Here is a 26,005-nt window from a genome sequence, read left to right on the forward strand (position 1 = left end):
GGGAAATACCGATTTGCTATCCCAATCATCAGGATAACTTATGATTGATTGCGGCCCTCCCCCACGTTACACTGAGTGTAATCTTCAGCGCCGCCTTAGCCTTAGCTCGCTTGCCGCTGAAAAAACGATAAATAGGAGTCCACGCCATGATCACAGACACACTAAAGGTCTTCGTCACCGTCGCCGAAGAGCGCAATTTCTCCCGCGCCGCCAAGCTGCTCCATCTGTCCCAGCCGGGGGTTAGCTTGCACATCCGGAACTTGGAGGATGAGCTGGGCGCGAAGCTGATGCTCCGGTCCCCGAAGCAGGTCAGACTGACCGAGGCCGGCGAAATCTTGTTCCGGAAGGCCAAGCAGATGCTGGCGCTGTACGAGGAGGCCCAGCAGGAGATCCATCTGCTGCGGGATGTCGTGACCGGCTCCTTGAGCATCGGTGCAAGCTTTACGATCGGCGAATACATCCTTCCCGCCGTTCTCGCCGAATATGCGCACCAGTACCCCGACGTCGATGTGCAGGTTCACATCAGCAACACCGACAACATCGTGCACGATATCCGCGAAGGGCGGTTTCACATCGGTCTGGTTGAAGGAAGCACGACCGCCAGGGACGTGCAGCTGACCACGTTCATGGAGGATGAAATGGTGCTGGTGATGTCGCCTGACCATCCCCTCGCCACCTACAAATCGATTGATCCCGGCATGCTGCAGGACCAGGTGTGGGTCTTGCGCGAAAGCGGTTCGGGCACGCGGGCCTACAGCGACCGGCTGATTGAGGAGGGAGGACTTGCTGTCAAACGGAGCTTCGTCTTCAGCAGCAGCCAGGGTGTCAAGGAAGCGGCCGCCGCGGGCCTTGGCATCGCTGTCCTGTCCCGCTGGGTCGTCCGCAAGGAGCTTGGCAGCGGCGAGCTGTGCGAGGTCAAGCTGAAAGGAATGAAGCTCGGCCGGGACCTGCTGATGGTTCAAGGCAAAGATCAGCCAGCCGGCATGGCGCTGCTCAAATTCGTGCATATTCTGGAGCAGTACGCCAAGCGGCATTACGCCGATTTATGATTCGCCTTCTCGGCCAGAGGCAGCATGGAGCCGGCGGGCTGGTGGTAAGCGGCGAAATACGCAAGGGCCACAAAGACCGCTCCGCCGATCAGGTTGCCCAGGAACACCGCCGCGAAGTTCGGGAAGTACTGGCTCCAGCTCATCTGTCCGGCAAAGATCGCAGCCGGAATGACGAACATGTTCGCGACCACGTGCTGAAAGCCGATGGCGACAAACGCCATGACCGGAAACCAGATCCCGACGATTTTTCCGGTAACATCCTTCGCGCCGTAACCGAGCCAGACCGCAAGGCAGACGAGCCAATTGCAGCCGATGGCCGATACAAAAGCCTGCAGGAACGAATCATGCACCTTTGCTTCGGCCACAGCAACCGTTTTGGCCAGAAAAGCCCCTTCCGTCAGCCCGGCGACATGCCCGAAGAAATAGGCGACGAACACCGCCCCGATAAAGTTGGCGACCGTAACGAGAATCCAGTTTTTGAGGACGGCGCCAAAGCCGATTTTACGGGAAAACCACGCCATTGGAAGCGTCATCATGTTCCCGGTCAATAGTTCCCCTCCGGCCAGGACCGTCAGGATCAGCCCTACCGGGAAGACAGCTGCACCCAGAAATCCGACGACCGAGCCCCATTCCTTCGGAGCCGTTCCGATGACACGGATATCCAGCAGAAAACCAAGCGCAATAAAAGCACCCGCCAGGAAACCGAGAATGAGAACCGCAGGCAGCGGCAGTTTGGCTTTCTTCTCCCCTGTTTCAATGGCAATATCACGAATTTGCTGCGGTGAATAAAAAGACGACATCGTACCATTCCTTCCATTTTTCTTCGTAACTTTCTTCGATAAAAGCCTGTGATTCGCAACCAGATCCACTTTCCCTTGTTCATTCCAACAACAAAAAAACCGCCACAAATCAAACCCCGGCCCTGAAGCCGAAAGTTGATTGACAGCGGTTAATTCCCCTACCCGATTCCTATAGGGAGATCAAACACACATGACACGTAACGAATAGGGCAGGTGCAGTCCCTACAACCACCCCATTTGTCTATGACATTTCATACATATGATAAACACCTGTTCATAAATTTGTCAACAATTATAAAGAAAACGTTGATCGATGTACATTCTAGGAAGCCAGACCGGAACAAGCCGTCATCCGCCGATCCGGGACATTTCCACCTTGGCTTCCCGGCCCGTACCGGTGCCGGCTTTACCGCGGTCCAGCGAATACCGGTCATGCCGTCCTTCCCAAATGGCCATGATATGCTCCGCGATCTCGTCGTCGGTTGCACCTGAACGCAGCCATTCCCTCAGGTCATGCCCCTTCGTCGCGAACAGGCAGGTGTAGAACATGCCGTCCGCCGATAATCGGCCCCGAGTACAGGTGGAGCAGAAGGCGTCGCTGACGGATGAAATGACGCCGATTTCGCCTTGGCCGTCAAGAAACCGGAAGCGGGAAGCCACCTCTCCCTCATAATTGGGATCGGCAGGCGCCAGCGGAAATTCGGCGTGAATCCGCTCCAGCATCTCGCGCTTGCTGACGACCTGATCCCAGTTCCAACCGTTCGTATTGCCGACATCCATATATTCGATCATGCGCAAAATATGGCCCCGCTCGCGGAAATAGCGGACCATAGGCAGCAGGGCATGCTCGTTGACGCCCTTCTGCACCACCATGTTAACCTTCACGGCCAGGCCTGCTTCGGCGGCGGCGTCAATGCCCTCCAGCACCTGCGCCACCTTGGCCTTTCCGCCGTTCATCGCCAAAAAAGTGTCATCATCAAGCGCATCCAGGCTGACGGCGACGCGCATCAAGCCCGCCTCACGCAGCGTCCGGGCGTGCCGGGCGAGCAGGCTCCCGTTCGTCGTCAGGGCTACATCCTCCACGCCAGGGATTCGAGACACTTCCCTGATCATATCCGGAAGCTCCTTGCGCAGCAGCGGTTCGCCGCCGGTGATGCGGATTTTGCGGGCCCCGAGGCGGGTGAATATCCGCGTAATCCGCACCGTTTCCTCGACGCTGAGAATATGTTCCCTGGACAAAAAAGCGTAATCCTTGCCGAAGATTTCCTCGGGCATGCAATACCGGCAGCGGAAATTGCAGCGGTCCGTCACGGAAAGCCTCAAATCTCTGAGTATACGGTTGTATTGATCATGGGTTTCCATGATGATCCCTCCTTCATTTGAAGCTGCAAATTCCCTTGATGTGGGCTGGTGCCCAAAACAATTCGTGCTGCTGCAGCAGGTACGCCTGGGGCAGGCCGCTCAGGATTGCGGCCTGCACTCCACAATGCGGTGCGGGTGGGTATACACGTTGCAGGATTGGCCGCGGATAAAGCCGACGGCGGTAATGCCCAAATTGTCCGCCAGCTCCAGCGCAAGCTCAGTTGGCGCCGATTTGGACAGGATGACGGCACAGCCGATTTTCGCCACCTTCAGCAATATTTCCGAGGAAATTCTGCCGCTGAACACGATAATTTTATCATCCACCGCGATGTCGTTTTTCAGGCAGTAACCATAAATTTTATCCAGTGCGTTATGCCGCCCGATATCCATTCTCGACAGAAGAATCCCGTTTCGGTCGCACAAAGCGGCGTTATGCACACCGCCTGTACGGTTAAACGTCTCGGCTCCCTCCTGCATCTCCCGCACGAGCCGGAAGCAATCGTCAAAGGACAGCTCCACCGGAGCCTGGTCCAGCACCTTGGCCGTTTTCGCGTCATTGAAAAACACAAAGCCCTGCCGGCTGGCGCCGCAGCAGGACGTGACGTACCTTTTGCTGTATAGCTGGCGATGGAGAGGACTCCACTTGCTTACAGACGCGTGAACGAACCCCTCCTCTTCCTGAACCCATAAGTCCTTGATTTCCTCAATGCTTGAAATGACGCCTTCCGATGCGAGATAACCGACAGCCATATCTTCAATGTATTCGGGCGTACAGACGAGGGTCGCAAATTCCTCGCCGTTGATTTTGATCGTTACCGGATGCTCGTTCACGACCAAGTCGGTCTTTTCCTCCATCTTTCCCTGCTCGTACCGGATCATGCCCGGCCTGCTCGTCACAGCCTCCATCATCGCTTCATCCCTGCTCTATATTTTTCTCGAACATAAAGACCGAAACGGCCATGTCTTCTTCCACCTTGATATCCGTAAACAGATGGATCAGCTTCGATCCGCACAGCTCCTCCAGCCCTTCCGGGACCTGGGATTTGTACAGCTCCTTGATCATGTGTGTTCTCGCGCTGTGCACCATCTTCTTGCCGTCTTCGGACTGTGCGATAAACTTTTCAGTAGGTGTGAAATTGCCGTGCATCCGGGTGATCGCCATGTTCTCGACAAACGTGGTATGAATGCGTTCCGGACCTTTTCCGAACGTATCTTTCCTCACTTTGCGAATGATATCGTTAAACGCAACTTCCTTCTTCATCCCATTCTCACCTCATCACAAGTTTAACACTATACTAAATCTTAGTAGGATTGTACAGAATAATTCAACCTTGTTTTTCTGTCCGGGCGTAGTATAATCATGACGAGAATACATTTATGCCATACAGGCGCCGGAATGATCCATTAGTAGGCCAATGCTAATCGGTTACTCCACTACAACCTGCCGCGCACAATGATTAGCGGAGACGGGTTTAGTGGAGTTTTTTTGTTTTTATGGCCTGCTCTTTAGCTTATGGACACCCGCCGAAGCGCTGCAATCACCTGGACGCTTGGCGGCTCCATTTAACATTGGGGTGAAAAGGGGTTTTATGTTCGTGAACCAAAATCTTGTTAACATTACGCTCGACGGACAGGCGGTGGAAGTCACATCGGGCATGACCGTGCTCGAGGCGATCAATCTTGCCGGCCTGTCGCATCCGCAAATTTGTTATGTCCCTGAGGTAGACCCGATCCAGACGTGCGACACATGTATTGTGGAAATCGACGGGAAGCTTGCGCGCGCCTGCTCGACCATTGCCGTTTCGGGAATGAACGTCAAGCTGTCTTCCGCATCCGCCAAGGCTGCACAGACGGAAGCGATGGACCGGATCCTCGAAAACCATCTGCTCTACTGCACCGTATGCGACAACAACAACGGTAACTGCAAGCTGCACAATACCGCTGAAATGATGGAAATCGAGCACCAGAAGTACCCGTACCGGCCGAAGGTCGAACCTTCGGAAGTCGATATGTCCCATCCGTTCTACCGTTATGACCCGAATCAATGCATTGCCTGCGGACAGTGTGTCGAGGTCTGCCAAAATCTTCAGGTGAATGAAACCCTTTCCATCGATTGGGAAGCGGACATCCCGCGGGTCAAGTGGGACAACGGGGTCGATATCAACGACTCGTCCTGCGTCAGCTGCGGCCAATGCGTCACCATCTGCCCGTGCAACGCTCTCATGGAAAAATCGATGCTGGGCGAGGCCGGCTTCATGACAGGCATCAACGAAGAAGTGCTGAATCCGATGATCGACCTCGTCAAGGAAGTGGAGCCGGGATACAGCGGCATCTTCGCCGTTTCGGAAATCGAAGCGGCGATGCGGGACACACGCACGCGCAAGACCAAAACGGTATGCACGTTCTGCGGCGTCGGCTGCTCCTTCGAGGTGTGGACCAAGGGCCGGAAAATTTTGAAGGTACAGCCATCCCACGACGCGCCGGTTAACGCGATTTCCACCTGCGTCAAAGGCAAATTCGGCTGGGATTTCGTCAACAGCGAAGAGCGGATTACAACCCCGCTGATCCGGCAGGGAGACGCCTTCGTCGAAGCTACCTGGGATGAGGCGCTGAACCTGGTCGCCGAACGCCTCGGAGGCATCCGTAAGGAGTACGGCAACCATTCGGTCGGCTTTATTTCTTCCTCGAAAATTACGAACGAAGAGAACTATGTGATCCAAAAGCTGGCCCGCCAGGTGTTTGAAACGAACGACGTGGACAACTGCTCCCGCTACTGCCAGTCTCCGGCATCGGACGGACTGATGTCGACGGTCGGCATCGGCGGCGACGCCGGCACGATCCAGGACATCGCGGCAGCCGGCCTCGTCATCTTGATCGGCTGCGCGCCGGCCGAAGGCCATCCGGTCCTGGCGACCCGGATCAAGCGGGCGCACAAGCTGCACGGCCAGAAGCTGATCGTCGCCGACCTGCGCAAGCATGAGATGGCCGAGCGCTCGGACCTGTTCATCCGTCCGAAGCAGGGTACGGACTTCGTATGGCTGACGGCCGTCACCAAATACATGATTGACCAAGGGTGGCACAAGCAGGCGTTTATCGACCAGTATGTCAACCAGTTTGCCGAATATCAGCAGCTGCTGGACACCTTTACGCTCGAGTATGCCGAGCAGGAAACCGGCATTGCCAAGGAGACACTCATCTCGATCGCCGAGATGATCCGCGATGCCGACGGCACCGTCATCTGCTGGGGCATGGGCGTCACCCAAAACATCGCCGGCTCGCACACGTCGGCGGCCATCTCCAACCTGCTGCTCGCTACGGGCAACTACATGCGTCCCGGCGCCGGAGCTTACCCGCTGCGCGGACATAACAACGTGCAAGGAGCTTGCGACATGGGCACGCTGCCGCCTTGGCTGCCGGGATACCAGCACGTCTCGAACGACGAGGCGCGGACGCGGTTCGAAAAAGCTTACGGCGTGGCGATTTCGCCGCAGCCGGGTATGGACAACATCCAGATGATCGATGCGATCGACCGCGGCGACATGAAGGCGATGTACCTCGTCGGCGAGGATATGGCCTGGGTCGACTCCAACGCCAACCACGTGCACGAAGTGCTGGCGAAGCTCGACTTCTTCGTCGTGCAGGACGTATTTCTGTCGCAGACGGCCCAGTTCGCCGACGTCATTCTGCCTGCCGCGCCGTCACTGGAGAAAGAAGGCACCTTCACCAATACGGAGCGGCGCGTTCAGCGCCTGTACCAGGTGCTGGAGCCGCTCGGCGACTCTAAGCCGGACTGGTGGATCACGACCCAGATCGCCAAGCGTCTCGGGTATGACTGGGGTTATACCCATCCGAGCGAAATTTTCGCCGAAATGGCCAGCCTGACTCCGTTCTTCTCCCAGTGCAGCTATGAGGTGCTGGAAGGCTGGGGAAGCTTCATCTGGGGCTCGGCGAGCGGGGAACACACGCCGCTGCTCTATACGGACGGCTTCTTCTTCCCCGACAAAAAGGCACGCTTCTCGCTGGTCGGCTACGTTCCGCCGGTGGAATACCCGGCCGAATTCGATCTCGTCCTGAACAACGGACGCCTGCTGGAGCAGTTCCATGAAGGCAACCTGACCAACAAATCGCACGGAATCAACCTGAAGCTGCCGGAAGTGTTCGTGGAAGTATCGCCTGAGCTGGCCGCCGAACGGGGCGTCGAGAACGGATCCCTGGTGCGGCTCGAATCGCCTTATGGCGCGATCAAGCTGAAGGCGGTCATTACCGACCGCGTCCACCGCAACGAGCTGTACGTGCCGATGCACTCGGTCAGCCACGAAAACGCGGTCAACCTGCTCACCGGCAATGCGGTCGATGTGCGCACGCACACGCCGGCCTATAAGCAGACGCGCGTGCGGATGCAGATTCTGAACGTTAAGGGTACCAATCCGCTGCCGCTGACCAATCCACGCAACAAGAAGCGCTACCCACAGGATGGCGTCGAGGTGCACCGGAAATGGAGCCGGCCGGATTATGTATCGCTCGTCGATTAAAGGAAAGGTGGAATCCATATGGCACAACCGATTTCATACATCAAAAAACGCGAGCTGACGGAAGAAGAGCAGAAGCAGCAGTCGCTGGACCAGCTGACCGATTCGATCGCCGAGCATGAGCAGGCGCTGGAAAAAGCCATCGGGGTGCTTAGCGAGCTGCACGGCAGCGGCATTCTGGAAGCGGCTGAGTCGCTGCTGAAGGCCAAAGCCAAAGTGGCCGAAATCGTCCTGGGCCAGGCCACCCGGCCGGAAGTGACGAACATGATCAACAACGGCATGGCCGCCGCCGGCGCCCTCGCCGCTATTGATCCGGAGCAGACGGCGAAGGTGCTCGGCAGTGTGGCCAAGGGCCTGGAGGAGGCCAATCAGCCGCAGGACAAAAAGGTGACGGTCTTCTCCCTCATGAATGCGCTGAAGGATCCCGACGTGAACCGGGCGATCGGCTTCGGGCTGCGGTTTCTGAAAGGCATGGGCAAAGGCCTGGGGGAATAATTCGAATAGAACAGCCGACGATCATAAGCCGATAAAAACAAACGGATAGAAGTAGCAAGATGAAAAAGACCCTTTGCGGGAGTACCGCAAAGGGTCCTTTTCGTTTTTGAAGTTTCAATAATTCAAAGGATAATTCTTTCGTTGCCGAGCTTAATCTTGCCATTCGTATAATATTACATATATTTACAAATATAAATACATCATTGATAATATAAGTGTTTTAACGCCGTTGCCAAAAATGCTTGATGGCGTGCGTGATCTACAGGATCGTCAACCCAGAGCCATTGTTCACATCATATAAAAAGAGGGGAAATTGTGTATTTACTCGCATGGATTATATTAATCATTACCGGTTTAGTGTCCGTAGTTCATATTTTATTTGGATTAGCAGATTTAGGTGAAGAAATGAAACTGGTGGTTAAAATTTCACAGTTTTTATTCTTTTCTTCGTTGTTATTTATTGTGATTCGAATCCCTCGGCCTTGATTCTCCTAAACTTTTGAACCGCTGGTTCCCTCTTCGTTCGATAATGATCCTCTCCCTGCATGGAAATACGTATTCAATTAGGAGGTGACGTCCCTTGAACCTCGCTCAAGCTTTGGGCTTCCCGCCGGATGAGCGGCTGCTGATCATCAATGCGGATGACTACGGCATGTGCCACTCGGCCAATGCGGGCATCCAGCTGCTGCTTGCCGAAGGGGCCATTTCCTCAGCAACGATCATGATGCCGTGCCCTTGGGCCAAGGAGGCCGCCAAGTGGGCGGCGGCGCGCCCGGACGTGGACGTCGGTGTCCACTTGACCTTTACCAGCGAGTGGAACACCTACCGCTGGGGACCGGTCACCCGCCGGCAGACGGTGCCCTCCCTCATTACGGATGAGGGGTACTTTCCTCGCGACTGCCGCACAGTGGAGACCAGAGCCCAGGCGACCGAGGTGCACGCCGAAATCATTGGCCAAATCCGGCTCGCCCGGCGCATGGGGCTGAATCCGACCCATCTCGATAATCATATGGGTAGCCTGTACGGGTTGGAAACGGGACGGGATTTCCTCTCACTCGTCCTTGGCGTCTGTGCGGGAAACGGTCTTCCGTTTCGGCTGCCAAGGCATATTCCCTCTTCACTCCAACTGCCTTCCGCCGCCCGGCGCATCCATAAGGTACGGGTCCGTGAAGCGGACTCTTTAGGGGTCGTCATTCCGGATCACTTAATCCAGCTGCCCTTTTCTCTGCGCCCGGGAGAAACATACGAAGCCTTCAGGGAAAGCGTGGCGGATGCGCTGTGCTCGCTCCAGGCCGGAGTCAGCGAGCTGTATATCCATCCGGCCGTCATTACGGATGAGCTGATGGCCATCCATCATGAGTGGCTGAAGCGCGGCATGGAGCTGCAAGTTTTCCGCGATCCCTGGATCCGCGAAGTGATGCGAAGCCAGCGCATCCGGCAAATCTCCTGGCGCAATCTGCAGCAGCTTCAGCTGCACAGGCAGCGCCAGAATCCGTAAGTCCGGGGCGATGCTGTCTTTGCGTTTATGCGGAGACGGGACGTACAAACGGCGTTCATCCGCCCCGGACGAAGCCTTTTACGAAAAATGGACAAAAAAATAGACCCTAGTCCCGTGCCTAGGGTCAATTCATATATAAAAGGGGTATGAGTGCATTATATGAGAGTTTTCTTAAAAACACCTGAAAATTACCTTCAGAATACATTAAAATTCAAGGCAATTCTATCCAAATGGCCGTTTGGCGCCGCCACTGGAATGGATAGCCGCTAACAATCCTTAAGTTTTAGATCAGCGCATCAATGGCCGATTCCAGCTCCAGCGGACCGACCGGTGTCTCAAACCGCTCCACCACCCGTCCTTCCCGGTCAATCAGGAACTTGGTGAAGTTCCACTTGATATCGTCCCCTTCCAGCAGCTCAGGCTGTTCCTTCTCAAGGAACGATTGCAGCATTTTCCCTTCGGAATTGTCCGTACTGATCCCCTTAAACGGAGCCTTCTCCGTCAAGTAAGCAAACAGCGGATGCTTGTCTTCTCCGCGCACATCCACCTTCTCAAACATCGGAAAGCTCACGCCATAGTTAATTTGGCAGAACGTATCGACTTCCTCATTGCTTCCAGGCTCCTGCTCGGCGAACTGGTTGCTTGGAAATCCGAGCACCTTGAATCCCTTGTCACCGTATTTCTCGTACAGCTTCTGCAGGTCGGCATACTGCGGGGTGAACCCGCATTTGCTCGCCGTGTTCACAATGAGAAGCACGTCCCCCTTATATTCCGAAAGTTCCTTTTCCGCGCCGCGAATGCTGTTTGCTGTAAAATTATAAATACTCATGGTCTCATCCTCCACCTTAATTATATTTTATAAAATTAAATTGTACACAATTTATATATCGAATGTACCACCATCTTTTCCGGAAAGCAAGCTCTTTTTGCTCCGTCCGCGGCATTTTATTCTCAGGGTATCTCCAAAGCGTTGGCTAATATTTTCAGAAAAATGGGTAAATTAACAAAGATGAACCCGATTCCGGTGACGGATACGGACAATTGCTGTGAGAAGGAGTGACGCGAGGTATGAAACTTTCCGGTAAAGTAGCGATCATTACGGGCGGTGCCAGCGGGATCGGACAAGCCACCGCACGTCTGTTTGCCCAGGAAGGCGCCAAGGTCGTCGTGGCCGACCGCTCGGAAGCGGGCCAGGAAGTGTCCGACCATTTGAAAGAAAAAGGGTACGACTCGATTTACGTCCGGGTGGATGTGACCAAGGAGGAGGAAGTCCAGGCGCTGGTGGAACGGACCGTGCAGGAATACGGAAAACTGGACATTATGTTTGCCAATGCGGGCGTGGCTAACGATGAACCAGCCGATCAGCTGTCGCTGGACAAATGGCAGCGTACGATCGACGTCAATCTGACAGGCGTCTTCCTGTCGGATAAACACGCCGTAGTCCAAATGCTAAGACAGGGTACCGGGGGTGCGATCATCAACTCCGCTTCGATCCACGGCCATGCGGCCAAGGCGGGAGTTACCGCTTACGGCTCGGCCAAAGGCGGCGTCGTGCTGCTCACCCAGACGCTCGGCATTGAATACGCCAAGCACGGCATCCGGGTGAATGCCGTCTGCCCGGGTTATATCGATACGCCGCTGCTAAAGGCGCTTCCGCCGGAAGCCAAGCAGCAGCTCGTGGAGCTTCACCCGATCGGCCGGCTCGGCACCGCGGAAGAGGTGGCCAAATCCGTCCTGTTCCTGGCCAGCGACGACTCCTCGTTCGTGATCGGAACGAGCCTGATGGTAGACGGCGGATATACCGCCCAATAATGACTACAGCATGTATAAAAGAAGCGCCCTGGCGGCATCGCTGCCGCCGGGACGCTTTTTTTCATGCTCAGCTTCCTCTATTACCCACGATCCTGCTCTACTTTCAGCCTGTGGCCGATCGGGGTTTCGCCCGACTTTTTGCCTTTCACATGCCATAGTCCCGGCGTATCCCGCATCCCGCTGACTTCGACCAGTACAGGCCGCCGGGGAAGCCCGTTCACCCGCAGCAATAAACGGTTGCCGTCGACGGCCCTCTGCTCGATGGTGATGCCGGCCAGTGGTCCAGCCTCCGTGTTCTCCTCCGCAAAGAACAGCACCGTTCCCAGCGTATCCGGATCAATCCGTTTGTTGAACGAAACCGTCAGCTCCTGTTCTCCGCGCATGACGGCTTTCACAGGGACAGGCGGTTCGTCATACATATACCCGCCGAGATGGTATTCGTACGCCGTCCACGTATCGTAGCCGAGCTCGTAAACCGTGTTCTGGAAGTCATTGAGCCAGCGCCGGTTCTTCACCATGCTGCTCCGGGAGCCGATGTCAGCCTGAATGCCAAGGGGAAGTCCGGGATAAGCGGCCCGGATCGGTGCGGCGAAGCTTTCGTATCCTCCCGCGTACTGCGGCGGCAAATGGCGCTTCATCCAGTCCGGCCAGTGGGTTTGAAGCACGTGCATATCCGGCCGGACCTTCCCGATCATCGAAATCGCATCCAGCCCCTGCCATTCCTTCAGCCGGAGGGTGGATACCGCTCCGCCGTCAACCGCCAGCGACCAGGTCGCTACGGCAATATCCGGGCGGACACTTCTTGCGCCTCCACTGCCGTTTATAATTTCATCGATGAGTCCGTTCACGGCGTCCACGCGGAAAGTAATCCATTTGCCGTAGATGTCAGGTATCTTTTTATAATAGTTAGCCGCCCGCTTGTTCAGAAATTCGGGAATATCATGGCCGTACTTATCCCGGAACGCTTGTTTCGCGTGGGGGCCGACGTCGCCGTATACCCCTCTGCGGATGCCGTCCCATTCCGGAAAATAGGGCTCGGCGATCTCAATGCCGTCAAACGGATGGTCCAGTAGGACCCGGGCGACCGCTTCCTTTTTCCATTCCACGTAAGATACCGAGAACGGAGAAAACCGTTCAAAGCCGTCATTGAGCTCCTTCAGCAGCCCCATCCGCCAGGAACGCCATTCCCGTGGGAGATGTTCAGTGGCGAACGTTCCGTTCCCGATTACAAGCGCCCATACGGCAATATCCCGGGCGTGAAAAGCCTCAATGATGTCCGTTCGGACCCTGCTCTCGTTCACGACAAAATAATGCACCGTCCGGTAGCCGGACAGCTCGATCTCTTCGGCGATGCTCTCGGCAGAGCGGTCCGCATAATAAGGAAACAGCGGGTCGATTTGAATGCTGGGCCCTTCCAGCGCCCATGGTCTTGATATCACCCTGCTCTCGTTCATGGTTCCTCCTTTCGCAAATCTAAAGCCGTCTTTGCTGTACCTGCGTAAAACGGCCTGTGATTCTCTTCAAAAAATCGAAGCACCCGCCCAGTTCAGGGCATACAATGCAGTAAACGTTCATCGGAGGGATCCAAGTGCTGCTCATGAAGTTTAAAAGAAATATAACCCTGCAGGAGCGTCTCGCCAAATTCACCGGGCATCTGGTGGAAATCAACGGCGCTGGCCTGGGTCTGGAGCCGGGGCGGCTGCAGCATGTGTATAAAAGCAGCTTTATCCGCGTTCAGGGGGAGCTGTTCGTTCCGCTCAGCCTGCAGACCATCCGCGTCTTTGACGTCAAGCCGCCGGCGGTATTCCGCCGCGTCGGAATCCGGACGGTATTCCAGTCCGGCAAAGCCTTTTCCAACATGAAGCTGGTGCTCATCGGTTCCGACTTCATCGAGGTGCAGGCCAAAGGGAAATCGCCATCCCGAATTTTATTTCCCCTGAATCAAGTCGAAGGAATCTTTCCGGTCTGATCCGCGCTTACCTTATTGTACATCTTTGAACCGGAAAATGCCCAGACACTGCGCTTTGGGTTCTGCCCAGCCATTTTGGCGTTTTATTTAAGGTATGCTCTATTTCTTTCCATAAAAACCGCACCTATACCCTCATTTTTACAGACCCTGCAGCTGAGACGACGGCCTCTTGACTCCCCTTATCAGCAAACCAAAAACCGGCCGTTATACATAACGGCCGGTCGTTTGCGCCTCATTTTAAAAAGGCTTGCTGACCATGAAGTACAATATGAAAACCGGCAGCAAGGTGGCAAGGATGCCGAAAACCGCCCAATACGCCGACAACTTCTTGTAAGCTGCGGAGATCGTCCCGTTTTCGAGCGCCTGCCGGCTGAGCCGGATCATTCCCCGCTGCAGCGGGATTAGTACGGCCAGCCACAGCACGCCGGTGATCCCGAACAGGATTAGCGAAGCCGTAAGCCAGTTCAGACCGGCCAGCGAATAGCCGCCTTTGGCGGCCATCAGGCTCCCGGTGACGATCAAGAGCAGCAGCCCGGGCAGCGTAAACGCATAATCGGCGAGCATCACGTTGTTCACGGTGCGGTGAATCTCCGCGGCATCGCCCCGGACGTCGGCGCGGACTTTCCAAAAAGCAGCCGTAATGATGTTACCCAAGAAAAGCACGCTTCCGGCAATATGCAGAAACAGGAGCAGCGTCATGACGTCGGAGCACCTCCTTGACGGTCCGGCCGCAGCGTCCGCATAATCAGCTCCGAAAACTCCTGAATGCCGAACCCTGTGCTGCGAACTCCGATCAGGCTGCGCATCCGCAGCCCGAAGGAGAGCAGCTCAAACAGCTCCGCCGCCTGGTCGGCATTGACCGAGGAGGAGATGACTCCGGACTCTTGGCCCGTGACGATCCACCTCTTCGACGTGGCGACCGCCTGCCGGTAAAAGTCCGCGACGATGCCGGCCGCTTCCGGCTGATCACTTTTCCCGATCAAATACATCATGATGAGGTTGCTCACATCTTCCCGGCTCTCCAGCTTGGGCAGACTCTGCGCGATCGCATTCATCGGCCCGTCAAATTCCTTTACGGCAGGGGCATCCACCGCGTCCATGAAGCTCGTATTCGTCTCCTCCAGCTTAGCCTCGAGCACCTTCACAAACAGTTCATCCTTGCCGGATACGTAGTGGAATATGGCCCCCTTGGACAAGCCGGTTCTTGCCATAATATCGCTGAGCGTCGTCTTGGTGCAGCCCTTCTCCAAAATGAGCTCTTCAGTTGTATCCAGCAGCAGTTTCATCGTCTGCTCGCGTCTTTCTTCCTGTTTCATCTCCATCCTCCTCCTGATTTAGTTCCAATCCGTCATGCCCATGCTCCCGGAGGGAACCAGCCCGCAGCGAGTACGGCAGCCAAAAAAATGACCTGAAGCACGGTTCGCGGGACAAGCGGCATCACCGCTCTGCCGTCCAGAGTCAGACGGTTATTCGCCGCATATACGTTGGCCGGAAACATAGCCAGCAGCATCAGGGCGAGCCCGGTGGATGCCGCCTCGGCCATGATCGGAATCATCATGCCGACGGCGCCGGCGATTTCCAGCCAGCCCGTCAGCGTAACCAACGCACCCGGCTGCGCGAACCGAGGCGGTACCATGGCGACCAGCTGCGCACGGCGTTTGCCCCAATGGGCCGAGGCGGTCAGCAAAAACATGAAGGCTACCGCAAACCGCAGACTGATGATCCAGTCATTCATATACTCCCAGCCCAGCCATCCTATCAAGCGAAACCCTAACAGCGAAACGATTAATCCAATCAAAGGAGCCATTTTCCTCACCTTTTCTCTTGTTTTGTTAGCTCCATTATAAATACCGACCATCGGTTTGTAAATAGGGCAAACTGTAAATATTTCCAACTTAAAAAGGCTGGTGCATTAAGCATCCAGCCGCTGCAGCACAGCCAGCACGGTCAGATGCAGCGGATAAAACGACCGCCACACCCACGCCCTAACTCTGGCCTGCTCGATCTTTTTCCATAAATAAGGCCCGTATACAATCACCAGGGTCGGTACGATGCTCAGCATCTGCAGAACAGCCCCTGCTCCGAATGCTATCAAATACAGTATGTTCAGCAGCAGATGGGCACCCAGCAGCTTCTCGGAGGAAGCATATCGGAAGGCAAGCACCAGCAGCAGGCCGTATGCTCCGTAATCAAACGGGAACCCTTCCATCAGAACGCAAAAGGCCAGAGTGATCCCGGCTTTGGCTGCCAAGGACAGATTGCGCTCCAGAATTTGCAGGACGGCGGCTGCCACAAACAGCGTAACGACCACGTTCAGCCCGTCCGGGTCCAGAGCCAGCTGGTATGGAATTTGGGAGAGCAGAGCCAGTATAAACAGCCTGAATAAATATTTGGTCCGGCTTCGGGTAAAATAATGTCCCTGTACGAGTGCATAGGCGTAAATCGGAAATGCGATCCTTCCGATCACCCTCAGCCAAATTTGATCCGGAAAAAACACGATCCCTGCATGATCGATCAGCATGGTCAGCATGGCGATCAGCTGCATGTTCTTCCTCCTTTCGGATAACCCGTAGGCTTCATTCCTCATGCGTTAATTGTACTTGAGATGCAGGATGGTTTTCAAAGCTGATGTGTACCCAAAAACTTGCCTGTATCTGTTATGATTATATTCGTGGATAGACGAACTTTTGAATGACCTTCCAAGGAGGAGAACAGCTTGAACTTTCATCAACCAATCGAACGTATAAATACAGATAGTTTTAAATGGGACGACCTGAAGCGGATCTTCGGCGTGTCCGACGTCCTTCCGATGTGGGTAGCTGACATGGATTTTGCCGCACCCGACTCGGTCATTTCCGCGCTGAACAGCCGCGTAGAACACGGGGTATTCGGCTATACGATGCAGTCTGATGCGTATAATCAGGCCGTAGCGGACTGGATGAAGAGCCGCCATCGGTGGTCCATCGACAAGGAATGGATCGTCTTCTGCCCGGGCGTCGTGCCCGCCCTCAGCTTCATCGTGCAGGCTTTTACCGAGCCGGGAGACAAGGTTGCCATCCAGACGCCGGTGTACCCTCCTTTTCACAGCGTCGTCACCGATCACGGCCGGGAGCTGGTGCAGAACCCGCTGAAGGAGCAGGACGGGTATTACACGATGGACCTCGAAGCGCTCGAGCAGAGCCTTGACGATCAGGTCAAGCTGTTCATCCTGTGCAGCCCGCACAATCCGGTCGGCAGAGTATGGCGGCGCGAAGAGCTGGAGGCGGTTGCGAAGCTCTGCATGGAGCGCGGCATTCTGATGGTGTCCGACGAAATCCATGCGGACCTGGTTTATGAAGAAGGGACCCATATTCCGTTCGCCAGCTTGTCCAAGGAGATTCAGGAGAACTGCATCATTTGTACTGCGCCGAGCAAAACGTTTAATATTGCCGGGCTGAATACTTCGAATATCATCATTCCGAACGATTCCATCCGGCGCCGGTTCAAAAAGACGCTTGAGCTCTATCATGTCAATTCGATCAGCACGCTCGGCAGCGCAGCTACCCAAGCCGCCTATAATGACGGCAAGGCTTGGCTGGACGAAGCGCTGGTGTACATGAAAGCGAACATGGAGTATGTGAGTGAATATTTGGGCGAACATATTCCGGAAATCAAAACCCGGGTGCCTGAAGCGACGTACTTGATGTGGCTCGATTTCCGCGCACTGCAGATGTCACCCGACGACCTGGAACAATTTCTGCTGAACAAAGCCAAGCTTGCCCTGAACAAGGGTTCTGCTTTTGGCAAGGAAGGCGAAGGCTTCATGCGTCTGAACATTGCCTGCTCCCGCTCCCTGGTCGAGGAAGCGATGAAGCGTCTTGACCAGGCGGTCCAGGAATGGCGCAAGGAGCAGCAGCAACAGCAGCAGCAGCCGGTATAAGCAACCGGTGTAATAGAAGCGTCATGCTTCCCCAAATTAGGCATTAGACTAGGCTAAAAGCTTGGTCCGAACAAGCGGCAACCGGCTTGCGTAGGCTTCCCGTACAGGGCAGCATTCGCTCCGGGAGCCGCTTTTTTCATGCTTCCGTTTTAGAGCCGCCGCTCAGGCTGCTTCGCAATCCCCTCTTCCCTCCCCTTTTGAAAGAAATCAAACAAAATCGTAAGATTCACATCTCGAAGCCGGCAGCGCCAACCTTTTATGATGAAGTTGAACGTACCGACAGCCATAAGTACCGCTCTATCCGGAGGTGATTTATGAATCATTCTGCACAAGTTGTCCTGATCACGGACGCAGACACTCCTGTTGGCAGAGCCATGATCCGGCGTTTTTCGGCCGGCGGCGCCCATCTCGTGCTGAACAGCGCATCCGGCGGCGCCGAGGCGGCGGCTGATATCGCTGCAGCCCGGGCCGCAGGCTCGAACGTCATCGTGGCGAGCCTCGACCTGAGCGTCGGAGCCAACGCGAACCAGCTGGTCGAGACCGCGGAGCGGGAGCTCGGCGGACTGGACGTCCTGGTCCACAATAACGATCTGCTCGCCCCCGCTTCCGTCGAGACCTGTTCGGAGGCGCTGTTTCAAGAAGTGATGCATGCGAATGCGAAGTCCGCCTTTCTGTGCGCACAGGCCTCAGGAAAGGCGATGGCATCCCGGCAGTCGGGCTGCATCGTCTTTGTTTCGTCGATCCATGCCGAGAAGCCGACCGGATCTTCCTTTGTCTACAGCGCGTCCAAGGGAGCCGTCAAAATGCTGGCGAAGGAAGCGGCACTGGAGCTCGGCCGGCATGGCATCCGCGTCAATACGATTGAAGCGGGGCCGGTAGAAGGCGATGATGAACGCTTCCACAGCAGGCTTACGACGCTCTATCACAGCTACGAAACCAAGGTGCCGAGCGGGCAGCTGGGAAGCGCTGAGGATATCGCCCATGCCGCAGGCTTTCTCGCCTCCGCGGAAGCCCGCTACTTGAACGGCGCGGATCTCCGGCTGGACGGCGGTTTCCTGCTGCACTACATGGACCATAAAATGAAACGGCCAAAGGGAGGCGATTCGCCATGAGCATGGCAGGCAAAGTCGCCCTGGTGACGGGAGCGGGAACCGGCATCGGCCAGGGAATTGCGCTGGAGTTCGCACGCAGAGGCGCAAGCGTTGCGGTCCACTATAACCGCAGCGAGGCCGGCGCCCTTGAAACGAAGCGGCGGATCGACGAGGCCGGCGGGAACTGCTTCATCGTTCAGGCGGACGTCGCCAGGCAGGACGAGATTATTGCGATGGTAAAAGAGGTCGAGCAGCGCGGCGGGGGCATCGACATCCTGGTCAACAATGCCGCCATGCAGCTGAACTACGATCTGTTCAAGCACGATGAGGAGACGTTCAGCCGCATGATGAATACGAACGTGAAGGGCTACTGGCAGTGCATTCAGGCCGTCGTTCCGGCCATGAAGCAGAAAGGCGCAGGCCGCATCATTCTCATCTCATCGGTGCATGCGAAGCGGCCGACCGATTTCGATCCCGTCTACGCGATGACGAAAGGTGCGATCCGGATGCTGGGAAGGGAAAGCGCCATCGAGCTGGCCCCGTACGGCATCACGGTGAACATGATCGAGCCGGGAGCCGTCGACGTCGGCAAATATGAGCGCATATTAGCGGACGATCCCGATGCGCAGAAGAAGCTGGAGGAGCGGCGCAAGCGCCAGCTGGCCAAATTTCCGATGGGACGCGTCGGCGTCCCGCTCGATGTCGCCAGGCTTGCCGCCTTCATCGCCTCGGACGAAAGCGAATATTTGACGGGCTCCGCCATCCGTCTGGACGGCGGGAGCATGCTGCTGTAACGAACCATCCAATAGGGGGAGTGATTTCATGATTAACAAAGAGTCTTACGAGCAAACTTTGGCCCATGTAAGCACCGCTTCGAGACCCTCGGAGCTGAAGATTACGGACATCCGCTTCACCGATATCGTCGGGGGGCCTTTTCACAGCAGCCTGATCAAGGTGTATACCAACCAGGGGCTCGTCGGCTTCGGGGAGGTTCGCGACGGCGCGGACAAGGTATATGCCCTCATGCTGAAGAGCCGTCTGCTCGGCGAAAATCCCTGCAACATCGACAAGCTGTTCCGGCGGATCAAGCAGTTCGGCGGCCATGCCCGCCAGGGCGGCGGCGTCAGCGGAATCGAGCTCGCGCTGTGGGACCTGGCCGGCAAAGCCTACGGGGTGCCGGTCTATCAGATGCTTGGCGGCAAATTCCGCGATAAAATCCGCATGTACTGCGATACGGAGGTCGTCGGCAAGGATACCGGCAAGGCGATGGGCGAAGCGCTGAAGAAACGGATGGACGCCGGCTTCACCTTCCTGAAGATGGACCTCGGCATCGGACAGATCATTAATGAGCCGGGTACGCTGAGCGCCCCGCTCGGTTTCCTGGAGGAGATGAGGGAAAAATCGAAGCGCCGCTACAATCAGAACTTCGACGGATTGTCGGAAGACGAGCTGCGGGAAATTACGAACCGCCACTACGATATCTACAACATCCCCCATCCCTTAACCGGCATTCATGTCACGGAAAAAGGACTCGACATGCTCGAGCAGTACGTCGCGGACGTCCGTTCCGTCATCGGCTACCAGGTGCCCCTCGCCATCGACCATTTCGGCCATATCGGGCTTCAGGACTGCATCAAGCTGGGCCGGCGCATCGACAAGTTCAACCTGGCCTGGATGGAAGACATGATTCCTTGGCAGTACACACAGCAGTACGCCCAGCTGTCCCGGGCCGTCACTACTCCGATCTGCACGGGCGAGGACATCTATCTGAAGGAGAATTTCAAGCCGCTGCTCGAAGCGGGCGGCGTCTCCGTTATCCATCCCGACGTCCTGACTACCGGCGGCATTCTGGAGACGAAGAAAATCGGCGACATGGCCCAGGACTACGGCGTCGCAATGGCGATCCATATGGCGGAGAGTCCGATCGCCTGCCTTGCGGCCGCCCATGTCGCCGCCGCGACCGAAAACTTCCTTGCGCTCGAATACCATTCCTGCGAAGTGGATTGGTGGGATGACATCGTCATCGGCAGCAGGCTGCCGGACAAACTCGTCCAGAACGGGTACATCACGCTGACGGATGCGCCCGGTCTCGGCATCGACGATCTGAACGACGAGGTTCTGGCCGAACATGTCCACCCGGAGATCGGCGGAATCTGGGAGTCGACCGACCAGTGGAACAAGTTTTATTCCAACGACCGGCTGTGGAGCTGACGGCTGGCGGCAATACGAACCACCCGCACGGCGAAACGCTGTGCGGGTGGTTTTTTCTCGTATGGATGACGACAGGTAGACGCGTGAAAGGACGCTGATCTCCGACCTCCCTTTCTTTTGATCCCCCTTTGTCGACGAAAGGATGCCTCGTCAAAACGAAAAGGCACGGATGGGTGGGATCCGTACCTTGATAATGATTGATCTTTCTGTTTGGCAATGAACGAAGCTTAAGACGTCACCGAAGCCCGGCTCATCTTGGCCGCCGCTTCCATCAGCCCGGTGATATAGCCGACGCCGTACAGGCGGCCGAGCAGCTCATATCCCGGGTTCGTATTGTCCTCGCCTTCCATCGTCGGGACATGGTCCGGTCTCGCCGGCCCGTCGAAGCCGACCTCGTAATAGGTCTTCATCGCTTCGAGCATATCCGTCTTGCCGTCGTCGTGGAAGGTCTCCTCGAACTTCTCCGGCGTGCCCTTCACGTCACGGAAGTGGACGAAGAACAGCTTCTTCTGGCCGGCGAACTGGCGGATGACCGCAGGAATGTCCTCGCCCGCCGTCGCCAGCGTTCCTTGGCACATCGTCATGCCGCTGTATGCGCTCGGCACCAGATCGATTGCCCGCTGCAGCGCGGCCGCGCTCGTCAGAATCCGCGACACGCCGCGGATCGGCGAGATCGGCGGATCGTCCGGATGGAGCGCCAGCTTCACCTGCGCGGATTCGGCGACGGGCACGATTTTTTCCAGGAAATAGTGCAGGTTCTCCCACAGCTGCGCCTCAGTGACGATGCCGGCCTCCGTCAGCGGGGCATCCGCCATCAGGCTGTGATCGTAGCTTGATACGAGCGCCCCGCCGCGCGTGCGGGTTGTCGTCGAGGTGCGGAACCAGTTAAACTGTGCCATGAAGTTGTAGCAGAGCACAGGAATGCCGGCGGCGCCCATGTTGACGATGAACTGCTGAAAAATCTCGATCTCCTCGTCGCGGCCGGGCGTCCCGAGCCTGATGTTGTTGCTCGGCGGCATCGATTCGATGACGGACAGCGTCAGTCCGAAGTCGGCGTACCGCTGCTTCATCCGGATCAGCGGCATCAGATCCCACGGCTTCTCCGACTTCTCTTCCCACGGCAGGCCGCCAACCGCATAGTTCACGTTCATCTGCTTCGCCAAATGCCACAGCCGGTTCGGCTGCGAAGAGAAAAATTCCGCCAATTGCATGGAATGAACACCTCTTTCTCATTAGCTTACTCGTAAACATTAGGATATCAATTCAGGATAACAGCAGCACCGTCTCACGAACAGAGAAGCTTTTCATGCGTTGTCCCCGCCGATTGATATTGCCACCGCCCCGTGCTGCTTCCGGTTCAACGGAACATTAGGAAGACTCGTCACAGGGGTCGCCTTTCGGGAGCTCCACTTCCCAAAAGGCGCTGCTTCCCCGGCTCAGCTTCCTGCTTTGGCTGCCAGCTCCTTGCCGAGCTTGTCGATCTTGTCGAAGGCCTGCTCCAGGCTCTGCTGGCCGAACGTGACCGCGTCCATCTCTTTCTTGTAGGCGTCCACCCATTCCGTGAATCCGGGAGCCGGCGAGTAGAACGGCAGCGCTTTGTCGACGGACTGATCGTAAATTTCCTTGCCGAGCTTATCCTTCGCTTCCAAATTCGGCTCGAGCTCCTTGTAAATTTCCGGGTTGATCGGAATGCCGCGGGTCAGTCCGAGTGTTTTTCCCGCATCCTTATCCGTCACGAACCATTTGACGAAATTTTTTGCCTCTTCCTTGTTCTTCGAATTGGCACTGACGCTGAGGAAAATAGTCGACTGTGCCCAGCCCCCGCCGGCCGGACCGGTCGGCATATTGACGACACCCACTTTGCCCGGCATCAGCTGCTCCAGCGCGCTGACCGAGCCGGTTGTCGCTCCCCGGGTCATGACGACGCCGGAAGCCATCGGGTCCGCCTGCGGGTCGTTCTCCAGGAACGAGGCCGCCTGGTCCGCCGGAGGCACGATTTTGTCCTTGCGGAACTGTTCATAGGTTTGGTAGAACTTCATGAACAGGTCTTTATCCAGCGTGAACGTCTTGCCTCCGTCAGCCATGATCGGCGGCTTGCCCATCGCCGTCTGGTAGTAGTTGAAGCCGTCCCATGTCGTCGTGTCGCCGATCGGATACTTGCCTTCCGGCAGCTTGGCGCGCGCATCCTTCGCCCATTGGAAAAACTCGTCGTACGTCCAGTCTTTATGCGGCAGCGGGATGCCGTATTTCGCCAGATCCTCCTTGTTGAAGGCGATCCCCTGCGCGTTCTGGCTGAGCGGAATGCCGTACAGCTTGCCGCCGATCTTCAAATTCTCGAGAACGCCGGGATCCACGATACCGGTCAAGTCGATATCGGACAAATCCTCCAGCTGCCCCCGGCTAACGTACTCCTGCAAATAGGCGGCGTCCATTTGAAGGACATCGGTAATCGTTTTCGATGCCGCCAGTGTCGGCAGCTTTTGCCAATAGGCATCCCAAGCCATGTATTCCGGCTTGAATTTTACGTCAGGATGCTGCTGCGTGTACAGGTCCAGCGCTTTTTTGGTCGCTTCGTGCCGTTCGTCTGGTCCCCACCACATGATGCTCAGCGTCTTTCCGCTGCCGCTTCCTTTTCCGCCGCCGCTGCAGGCCGTGATCGCGAAGAGCAGCGCCAGCAGGAGCGAGACCAGGCTCATTCGTCTCATGTTCATCATCTTCCGTTTCCCCTTTCGTTTTATATCAGCCATTTTTTCGTGAAATCTTATTACGCAGCCAAGCTACCCTTTGAGGCCGGTCGTCGCAATCCCCTCGACAAAATGTTTTTGCGCAAACAAAAAGATAAGCATGGACGGGAGGACGGACAACAGCGACATGGCGAGCAGCTGTCCCCATTGGATATCGAACTGGTCGATGAACATCCGCAGCGCCAGGCCGACCGTAAACTTTTCGACCGAGCTGATGTACAGCACCTGCGCGAAGAAATCGTCCCAGCTCCAAATAAAGGTAAATATCGCGACCGTCATGAGCGCCGGCTTGATCAGCGGGAAAATGATCCGGAGGAAGATGCCGTACACCGACGCGCCGTCGATTTTCGCCGCCTCGTCGAGGTCCCGGGGAATGCCCCGGATAAACTGGACCAGCAGGAAGATGAAGAACGCTCCGCCGCCAAAAAAATGCGGCAGCACCAGCGGCACGTAACTGTCCACAAAGCCCAGCTTGTTAAAGAGGATATACTGCGGAACGATCGTTACCTGTCCGGGCAGCATCATCGTCAGCAGCAGGATGGAAAACCAGAAGCCCCGCAGCTTGAAGCTCAGCCGGCCGAAGCCGTAAGCGACGATGGCGGCGGTCAGCACCCCGCCGAAGACGTTGCCGACCTCCATCAGGAGCGAATTGCCGAAGAAGTGGGCGAACGTGTACTCGCTGGAGAAATGCCAGCCTTTGCTGTAATTTTCCCACATCGGCGTCTTCGGCCAGATCGTCGGCAGGCTGAGCTCTTCGGTCTTTTTCAGGGAAGCGCCGACCCACCAGATGACCGGGTACAGCATAAGAAGCGAGAACAAGGAGAGAAACAGATGACTCGTTACCTTGGACTTCAGCTTCACTTCGTTCCCCCTCCTTCCGATTCGTAGAATACCCAGTAGCGGGATGCGGCGAAGTTCACGATGGTCAGGAGTGCGACAATGGCGAGCAGGATCCAGGCCAGCGCCGAGGCATATCCCATCTGGTAATGCTTGAACGCCTTCTCGTATAAATACAAGGCATACACGTAAGTGGAGTTAACCGGACCGCCCTTCGTAATGATAAACGCGGAGGTAAAGGTCTGAAAGGAGCCGATGACGCCGAGGATCAGGTTAAAAAACATGACGGGAGACAGCATCGGCAGCGTAATGCTGATGAACCGGCGGATCTTCGCGGCGCCGTCCACGGCTGCGGATTCGTACAGCTCCTGCGGGATCTGCTTCAGGCCGGCCAGGAAAATAACCATCGTCGAGCCAAACTGCCAGGTGTTCAGGAGAATGAGCGTGCCAAGCGAAGTGTCGGGATTGGAAATCCACCCTACGCCCTGGATACCGAACCAGGCGAGCACCTGGTTGATATAGCCGTCGAGGCCGAACATGTTGCGCCACAGGGCTGCCACCGCAATGCTTCCGCCGATCAGCGAAGGAAAATAGATGGCCGTCCGGTACAGGTTCATGCCTTTTAACTTCTGGTTCAGCGCCATAGCCACGAGGAGCGAGAAGAACAGCTTCAGCGGCACGGAGAACAGGACGAACAAAAAGGTGACGCCAAGCGATTTGGTAAAGGTCGAATCATTCGTAAAAATGTTGACGTAGTTTTCGGTTCCGACCCAGACCGGGTCTTCCAGCAGCGAGTAGTCGGTAAAGGACAAATAAAACGATTGGGCGATAGGCCACAGCGTAAGCAGTAAAAAGCCGATGAGCCACGGGGAAATAAAGATGTAACCCGCCAAATGGGTGTCCCCGGTCTTTGCGCGCTTTCGGACGGCGCGTCGGGTCTTTTCCGCTTCGGCTGTCGTTTTCGTTTCTGCAACCATCCTTTTCATTTCCTCCCCTCTTGCATTCCATCATCATAAAAATGATTGTAGTACTACTTTATTCGAAAGCGGTTTCATGATTAAAGGCGACGATTTTACGATAATGTTTGTTTTTTTAAAATCCGTCTGCGTCTCCCCCGCTCCTTCAACTTCAGGTGGTAAAAATGAGATATGCTCCATCACGCCAATAACTTTCGATGTACATTTCAATGATGTTGGGTTACTTATAACGACAAAATTTAGATTTGTATCGTTCCAGGAGTTTGTTCACATATAACGAACAAAACTTTAGATGTGCATTGTTTCAGGAGTTTGTCCACTTATAACGAACAAAACTTTAGATTTGTCGTTCCAGGAGTTTGTTCACTGACAACGAACAGATTGTGATTTTGTCTTTCAAAATGTGGACAAACGCACCCTATCTTTACTCTCAATCTCCATCCCATATATAGGTTGGAATCTAGATGTTAATACAAGATGTAGAGACATCTGCATTTTAGCCGCCCGTAGAAGGATATAGTGCCGTGTCCACCTTTTATAAAACAAAACAAGAATATGTCCATTGGATAAGGACAGAGAATGTTGTACGAGGGCTATTTCAAAAATGGGCAGTGCGGGGAAAAGACCAATTGATTTGAGATTTACGGAGTGCCGGGGAGCAGTTGATTGGTTTAAGATCCGGAGAGTGTCATAGAAAGGCCGTTTGGTTTGA

General features: G+C 55.7%; 25 protein-coding genes. 11 read left to right on the forward strand and 14 right to left on the reverse strand.

Annotated features, from left to right (window positions below; translation table 11 throughout):
- Positions 1-146 precede the first annotated feature (146 nt).
- Entirely contained in the window at positions 147-1,049 is a 903-nt protein-coding gene (locus MKY74_RS30005) for a LysR family transcriptional regulator (protein WP_076173663.1), read from the forward strand.
- On the opposite strand, the gene MKY74_RS30010 is transcribed toward MKY74_RS30005, so the two are convergent.
- The 4 genes from MKY74_RS30010 to MKY74_RS30025 form a co-directional block, all read right to left on the reverse strand.
- Positions 1,034-1,849, reverse strand: coding sequence for a formate/nitrite transporter family protein (locus MKY74_RS30010; RefSeq protein ID WP_076173662.1), 816 nt, complete (start codon positions 1,847-1,849; stop codon positions 1,034-1,036). The two genes, MKY74_RS30005 and MKY74_RS30010, sit on opposite strands and share 16 nt — an antisense overlap.
- Positions 1,850-2,197: 348 nt before the next feature.
- Positions 2,198-3,211, reverse strand: a complete 1,014-nt coding sequence (gene moaA, locus MKY74_RS30015) for a GTP 3',8-cyclase MoaA (protein ID WP_084204073.1) — start codon at positions 3,209-3,211, stop codon at positions 2,198-2,200.
- A 99-nt stretch (positions 3,212-3,310) separates the two neighbouring features.
- A complete protein-coding gene (gene fdhD, locus MKY74_RS30020) occupies positions 3,311-4,117 on the reverse strand; it encodes a formate dehydrogenase accessory sulfurtransferase FdhD (protein ID WP_076173758.1) in 807 nt (268 codons plus the stop codon).
- A gap of 7 nt (positions 4,118-4,124) precedes the next feature.
- Positions 4,125-4,472 (reverse strand): DUF2294 domain-containing protein, encoded by a 348-nt coding sequence (locus MKY74_RS30025; protein WP_076173660.1) that lies wholly within the window; start codon positions 4,470-4,472, stop codon positions 4,125-4,127.
- A 328-nt stretch (positions 4,473-4,800) separates the two neighbouring features.
- Here MKY74_RS30025 and fdhF point away from each other — a divergent pair, with 328 nt between their 5' ends.
- The 3 genes from fdhF (at position 4,801) to MKY74_RS30040 (ending at position 9,733) form a co-directional block, all read left to right on the forward strand.
- Entirely contained in the window at positions 4,801-7,743 is a 2,943-nt protein-coding gene (gene fdhF / locus MKY74_RS30030) for a formate dehydrogenase subunit alpha (protein ID WP_076173659.1), read from the forward strand.
- An 18-nt stretch (positions 7,744-7,761) separates the two neighbouring features.
- Positions 7,762-8,235 (forward strand): DUF1641 domain-containing protein, encoded by a 474-nt coding sequence (locus MKY74_RS30035; protein ID WP_076173658.1) that lies wholly within the window; start codon positions 7,762-7,764, stop codon positions 8,233-8,235.
- Positions 8,236-8,815: 580 nt separating this feature from the next.
- Complete coding sequence (locus MKY74_RS30040; protein WP_076173657.1) at positions 8,816-9,733, forward strand: polysaccharide deacetylase family protein; 918 nt, start codon at positions 8,816-8,818, stop codon at positions 9,731-9,733.
- Between the two features lie 283 nt (positions 9,734-10,016).
- Here the strand turns inward: MKY74_RS30040 and MKY74_RS30045 are convergent, their stop codons facing one another.
- The gene (locus tag MKY74_RS30045) at positions 10,017-10,562 is read right to left on the reverse strand and encodes a glutathione peroxidase (RefSeq protein ID WP_076173656.1); all 546 of its coding nucleotides are present in this window, start codon (positions 10,560-10,562) and stop codon (positions 10,017-10,019) included.
- A 239-nt stretch (positions 10,563-10,801) separates the two neighbouring features.
- Between MKY74_RS30045 and MKY74_RS30050 the strand changes: the two genes are divergently transcribed.
- Entirely contained in the window at positions 10,802-11,545 is a 744-nt protein-coding gene (locus tag MKY74_RS30050) for an SDR family NAD(P)-dependent oxidoreductase (RefSeq protein WP_076173655.1), read from the forward strand.
- 80 nt (positions 11,546-11,625) lie between these two features.
- Here the strand turns inward: MKY74_RS30050 and MKY74_RS30055 are convergent, their stop codons facing one another.
- Positions 11,626-12,999 (reverse strand): N-acyl-D-glucosamine 2-epimerase, encoded by a 1,374-nt coding sequence (locus tag MKY74_RS30055; RefSeq protein WP_076173654.1) that lies wholly within the window; start codon positions 12,997-12,999, stop codon positions 11,626-11,628.
- Between the two features lie 143 nt (positions 13,000-13,142).
- Between MKY74_RS30055 and MKY74_RS30060 the strand changes: the two genes are divergently transcribed.
- Positions 13,143-13,514 (forward strand): hypothetical protein, encoded by a 372-nt coding sequence (locus tag MKY74_RS30060; RefSeq protein ID WP_076173757.1) that lies wholly within the window; start codon positions 13,143-13,145, stop codon positions 13,512-13,514.
- A 237-nt stretch (positions 13,515-13,751) separates the two neighbouring features.
- On the opposite strand, the gene MKY74_RS30065 is transcribed toward MKY74_RS30060, so the two are convergent.
- The 4 genes from MKY74_RS30065 to MKY74_RS30080 form a co-directional block, all read right to left on the reverse strand.
- Positions 13,752-14,213 carry a DUF2269 family protein gene (locus tag MKY74_RS30065; protein WP_076173653.1) on the reverse strand — a complete coding sequence of 154 codons (462 nt, stop codon included), beginning with the start codon at positions 14,211-14,213 and terminating at the stop codon, positions 13,752-13,754.
- Positions 14,210-14,830, reverse strand: a complete 621-nt coding sequence (locus MKY74_RS30070) for a TetR/AcrR family transcriptional regulator (RefSeq protein ID WP_076173652.1) — start codon at positions 14,828-14,830, stop codon at positions 14,210-14,212. The genes MKY74_RS30065 and MKY74_RS30070 overlap by 4 nt, the downstream gene beginning before the upstream one ends.
- A 32-nt stretch (positions 14,831-14,862) precedes the next feature.
- On the reverse strand, positions 14,863-15,321 hold the full coding sequence (locus MKY74_RS30075) for a DoxX family protein (RefSeq protein ID WP_076173651.1): 459 nt from the start codon (positions 15,319-15,321) through the stop codon (positions 14,863-14,865).
- Between the two features lie 105 nt (positions 15,322-15,426).
- Entirely contained in the window at positions 15,427-16,059 is a 633-nt protein-coding gene (locus MKY74_RS30080; protein WP_076173650.1) for a TraX family protein, read from the reverse strand.
- Between the two features lie 171 nt (positions 16,060-16,230).
- On the opposite strand from MKY74_RS30080, the gene MKY74_RS30085 reads away from it, so the two are divergent.
- The 5 genes from MKY74_RS30085 to MKY74_RS30105 all read left to right on the forward strand — a co-directional run bounded on the left by MKY74_RS30085 (position 16,231) and on the right by MKY74_RS30105 (position 20,833).
- The gene (locus tag MKY74_RS30085) at positions 16,231-17,433 is read left to right on the forward strand and encodes a MalY/PatB family protein (protein ID WP_076173649.1); all 1,203 of its coding nucleotides are present in this window, start codon (positions 16,231-16,233) and stop codon (positions 17,431-17,433) included.
- A gap of 314 nt (positions 17,434-17,747) precedes the next feature.
- The gene (locus MKY74_RS30090) at positions 17,748-18,545 is read left to right on the forward strand and encodes an SDR family NAD(P)-dependent oxidoreductase (RefSeq protein ID WP_076173648.1); all 798 of its coding nucleotides are present in this window, start codon (positions 17,748-17,750) and stop codon (positions 18,543-18,545) included.
- Positions 18,542-19,318: an SDR family NAD(P)-dependent oxidoreductase gene (locus tag MKY74_RS30095; RefSeq protein WP_076173647.1), complete on the forward strand. Its 777-nt coding sequence runs from the start codon at positions 18,542-18,544 to the stop codon at positions 19,316-19,318. Before MKY74_RS30090 ends, MKY74_RS30095 begins: the two co-directional genes overlap by 4 nt.
- A 28-nt stretch (positions 19,319-19,346) precedes the next feature.
- A complete protein-coding gene (locus MKY74_RS30100; RefSeq protein ID WP_076173646.1) occupies positions 19,347-20,735 on the forward strand; it encodes a mandelate racemase/muconate lactonizing enzyme family protein in 1,389 nt (462 codons plus the stop codon).
- Complete coding sequence (locus tag MKY74_RS30105; protein WP_167372907.1) at positions 20,696-20,833, forward strand: hypothetical protein; 138 nt, start codon at positions 20,696-20,698, stop codon at positions 20,831-20,833. The genes MKY74_RS30100 and MKY74_RS30105 overlap by 40 nt, the downstream gene beginning before the upstream one ends.
- A 129-nt stretch (positions 20,834-20,962) precedes the next feature.
- Here MKY74_RS30105 and MKY74_RS30110 read toward each other — a convergent pair whose 3' ends face one another.
- The 4 genes from MKY74_RS30110 to MKY74_RS30125 form a co-directional block, all read right to left on the reverse strand.
- Positions 20,963-21,946, reverse strand: coding sequence for a mannonate dehydratase (locus tag MKY74_RS30110; protein WP_076173645.1), 984 nt, complete (start codon positions 21,944-21,946; stop codon positions 20,963-20,965).
- 225 nt (positions 21,947-22,171) lie between these two features.
- Entirely contained in the window at positions 22,172-23,449 is a 1,278-nt protein-coding gene (locus MKY74_RS30115; protein ID WP_244169371.1) for an ABC transporter substrate-binding protein, read from the reverse strand.
- A gap of 63 nt (positions 23,450-23,512) precedes the next feature.
- The gene (locus MKY74_RS30120; protein WP_076173753.1) at positions 23,513-24,283 is read right to left on the reverse strand and encodes a carbohydrate ABC transporter permease; all 771 of its coding nucleotides are present in this window, start codon (positions 24,281-24,283) and stop codon (positions 23,513-23,515) included.
- A gap of 53 nt (positions 24,284-24,336) precedes the next feature.
- Positions 24,337-25,302, reverse strand: a complete 966-nt coding sequence (locus tag MKY74_RS30125; protein WP_084204072.1) for a carbohydrate ABC transporter permease — start codon at positions 25,300-25,302, stop codon at positions 24,337-24,339.
- Positions 25,303-26,005 lie beyond the last annotated feature (703 nt).

Source organism: Paenibacillus sp. FSL R5-0378, assembly GCF_038009285.1.
GTDB lineage: Bacteria > Bacillota > Bacilli > Paenibacillales > Paenibacillaceae > Paenibacillus_AQ > Paenibacillus_AQ favisporus.

What these genes read in the sequence shown, in the direction of transcription:
- MKY74_RS30005 (WP_076173663.1), top strand. Translation starts at nt 147, where the DNA reads ATGATCACAGACACACTAAAGGTCTTCGTCACCGTCGCCGAAGAGCGC.
- MKY74_RS30010 (WP_076173662.1), bottom strand. Translation starts at nt 1,849, where the DNA reads ATGTCGTCTTTTTATTCACCGCAGCAAATTCGTGATATTGCCATTGAA.
- moaA (WP_084204073.1), bottom strand. Translation starts at nt 3,211, where the DNA reads ATGGAAACCCATGATCAATACAACCGTATACTCAGAGATTTGAGGCTT.
- fdhD (WP_076173758.1), bottom strand. Translation starts at nt 4,117, where the DNA reads ATGGAGGCTGTGACGAGCAGGCCGGGCATGATCCGGTACGAGCAGGGA.
- MKY74_RS30025 (WP_076173660.1), bottom strand. Translation starts at nt 4,472, where the DNA reads ATGAAGAAGGAAGTTGCGTTTAACGATATCATTCGCAAAGTGAGGAAA.
- fdhF (WP_076173659.1), top strand. Translation starts at nt 4,801, where the DNA reads ATGTTCGTGAACCAAAATCTTGTTAACATTACGCTCGACGGACAGGCG.
- MKY74_RS30035 (WP_076173658.1), top strand. Translation starts at nt 7,762, where the DNA reads ATGGCACAACCGATTTCATACATCAAAAAACGCGAGCTGACGGAAGAA.
- MKY74_RS30045 (WP_076173656.1), bottom strand. Translation starts at nt 10,562, where the DNA reads ATGAGTATTTATAATTTTACAGCAAACAGCATTCGCGGCGCGGAAAAG.
- MKY74_RS30050 (WP_076173655.1), top strand. Translation starts at nt 10,802, where the DNA reads ATGAAACTTTCCGGTAAAGTAGCGATCATTACGGGCGGTGCCAGCGGG.
- MKY74_RS30055 (WP_076173654.1), bottom strand. Translation starts at nt 12,999, where the DNA reads ATGAACGAGAGCAGGGTGATATCAAGACCATGGGCGCTGGAAGGGCCC.
- MKY74_RS30060 (WP_076173757.1), top strand. Translation starts at nt 13,143, where the DNA reads ATGAAGTTTAAAAGAAATATAACCCTGCAGGAGCGTCTCGCCAAATTC.
- MKY74_RS30065 (WP_076173653.1), bottom strand. Translation starts at nt 14,213, where the DNA reads ATGACGCTGCTCCTGTTTCTGCATATTGCCGGAAGCGTGCTTTTCTTG.
- MKY74_RS30070 (WP_076173652.1), bottom strand. Translation starts at nt 14,830, where the DNA reads ATGAAACAGGAAGAAAGACGCGAGCAGACGATGAAACTGCTGCTGGAT.
- MKY74_RS30075 (WP_076173651.1), bottom strand. Translation starts at nt 15,321, where the DNA reads ATGGCTCCTTTGATTGGATTAATCGTTTCGCTGTTAGGGTTTCGCTTG.
- MKY74_RS30080 (WP_076173650.1), bottom strand. Translation starts at nt 16,059, where the DNA reads ATGCAGCTGATCGCCATGCTGACCATGCTGATCGATCATGCAGGGATC.
- MKY74_RS30090 (WP_076173648.1), top strand. Translation starts at nt 17,748, where the DNA reads ATGAATCATTCTGCACAAGTTGTCCTGATCACGGACGCAGACACTCCT.
- MKY74_RS30095 (WP_076173647.1), top strand. Translation starts at nt 18,542, where the DNA reads ATGAGCATGGCAGGCAAAGTCGCCCTGGTGACGGGAGCGGGAACCGGC.
- MKY74_RS30100 (WP_076173646.1), top strand. Translation starts at nt 19,347, where the DNA reads ATGATTAACAAAGAGTCTTACGAGCAAACTTTGGCCCATGTAAGCACC.
- MKY74_RS30110 (WP_076173645.1), bottom strand. Translation starts at nt 21,946, where the DNA reads ATGCAATTGGCGGAATTTTTCTCTTCGCAGCCGAACCGGCTGTGGCAT.
- MKY74_RS30115 (WP_244169371.1), bottom strand. Translation starts at nt 23,449, where the DNA reads ATGATGAACATGAGACGAATGAGCCTGGTCTCGCTCCTGCTGGCGCTG.
- MKY74_RS30120 (WP_076173753.1), bottom strand. Translation starts at nt 24,283, where the DNA reads ATGCTGTACCCGGTCATCTGGTGGGTCGGCGCTTCCCTGAAAAAGACC.
- MKY74_RS30125 (WP_084204072.1), bottom strand. Translation starts at nt 25,302, where the DNA reads ATGAAAAGGATGGTTGCAGAAACGAAAACGACAGCCGAAGCGGAAAAG.